This window comes from bacterium (assembly GCA_024228115.1).
In the GTDB taxonomy this organism is placed as follows: Bacteria; Myxococcota_A; UBA9160; order UBA9160; family UBA6930.
Genome location: JAAETT010000648.1, coordinates 1 through 1,664 on the forward strand (window position 1 = coordinate 1; position 1,664 = coordinate 1,664).

The 1,664-nt window shown below is 59.1% G+C and carries 2 protein-coding genes; both read left to right on the forward strand.

Annotation, left to right across the window (positions count from 1 at the left end):
* Nucleotides 1–198 precede the first annotated feature (198 nt).
* Entirely contained in the window at nt 199–1,233 is a 1,035-nt protein-coding gene (locus GY937_27000; protein ID MCP5060363.1) for a polysaccharide deacetylase family protein, read from the forward strand.
* Nucleotides 1,234–1,300: 67 nt separating this feature from the next.
* A complete protein-coding gene (locus GY937_27005; GenBank protein ID MCP5060364.1) occupies nt 1,301–1,654 on the forward strand; it encodes a hypothetical protein in 354 nt (117 codons plus the stop codon).
* The last annotated feature ends 10 nt before the right edge of the window (nt 1,655–1,664 follow it).

Consider the following 1,664-nt stretch of genomic DNA (forward strand, 5'->3'; position numbering starts at 1 on the left):
CGCGGGCCCGAATTCGGCTTCTACTTAGCCTCATGATTGTGGCTCCTCGGGGGCTCGATGAGGTCTGGTAACTCCATCAAGCACACCGACGGGGCCACTTTCAATTTGAATCGACGAAAGCCCTCAAGAATCTCGGATCAGGGCTAGGTTCCGCGCGGCTTTGTGGGCGCCTGCCCTGCCCTTCGGGCAAAGAGAAGCATGATCACGAAACTACAAGTTGTTGCCATCGCTCGAGATGCCGTCTGCGAACTCGCACTGCGGACCGGTCTCAGTGCGCCTCGACAGAACGTCGACGGGCTGACCATTGTGACGTTTCATCGCATTCTCTCAGAAGCCGAGCGCAATGAATATCCGGTACCCGGACTGGCCGTGACTCCTGAAGAACTCGACTTCTGCCTGGCGTACCTCAAGAAGCACTACTCCTGTCATCCAATGGGAGAGGCCTTCGAAAGGCTCCAGTCTGGTGAAAAGAGGGACAAGCCCCTCGCTGCCATCACATTCGACGACGGCCAACTCGACAACCTGGAGAACGCATGCCCTGTGCTCGAAAAGCATGAGCTCCGGGCAACCTTCTACATCGTTCCGAGAATGACCGACGCCCAGGAGCCGCTCTGGCACGATCGCCTCGGGTTCTCAGCGCTCGCAGCGCTCCGACAAGAGGGCGAAGCCCTCGAAACGCTCTCAGAGCGATCGGGAGTGCGGCGGGAGGACCATGAGAGCGACGTGGCATTCGTTTCCGCCGTCATGCTGGCGGTGAAGCAACTCGAACCAGAGGTTCGCAAGGACTTGGTCGACATCGTCTCAAGGCTCGCAGACGGGGCGCCCCCCACCTGGGCGCGCCTCATGCGCCCGGACGAAGTGATTGAGATGCACAAGGCCGGTCACGAGATCGGCTCCCACACCAACTTGCACTCGCTCTTGCCTCAGTGCGACGACAAAGAGTTGGAAAAAGAGCTCATCGAATCAAAGAGCGATCTAGAGACCTGGCTGGGGCAGTCAGTGGATCACTTTTGCTACCCCAACGGCGACCACGATGATCGCACACAGAAAGCTGTGGCCACCGCTGGGTACAAGACAGGCGTCACAACAACATTTGGCGTCAATCAGCGCTCCAGCGATCCGTATCAACTCGGACGCTTCGACATCACTTCGCGGAGCCTCCGCAACCGCCGGGGCAAGCTGAAATCCGCTCGCCTCGCATGGGGACTCTCTCGCTTCCGGCGGGAACGATAAGGACTCATCGTGGCGTTGGTGCATCAATCGCAGCCCAACGGTGAGCCAGTTGGCGACCATGAGGGGCTTGGGCCACGACCGGAGCATGAATTCGCGTGTGCATCCTAAGTACAAGACGAAGTATCGAGTGAACAATTGCGCCGAGTACGATCGCGCCCTGGTCCAGCGCGGCAATATCACTCTCTGGATCTCAGAAGACGCGATTTCCACCTGGAAACCAGCGCCAACCGGGCTGCGTGGTGGTCAAAGGAAGTTCTCAGATCAAGCGATTGAAACGGCTCTGGTACTTCCCCTCTCTGCCAACGCCGATGAGACACTTGACCCGTCCAGAATTACTGTAGGGCGATGCAAGGTGACTCACGATGATCAACGACTCGAACACTCCGCTTCCGCCGGCCCTGGGGCCGGTGGAGGCGCGTAGCGCCGGAACC

Coding starts and splice junctions, on each gene's coding strand:
- GY937_27000 (MCP5060363.1), top strand. CDS start 199: ATGATCACGAAACTACAAGTTGTTGCCATCGCTCGAGATGCCGTCTGC.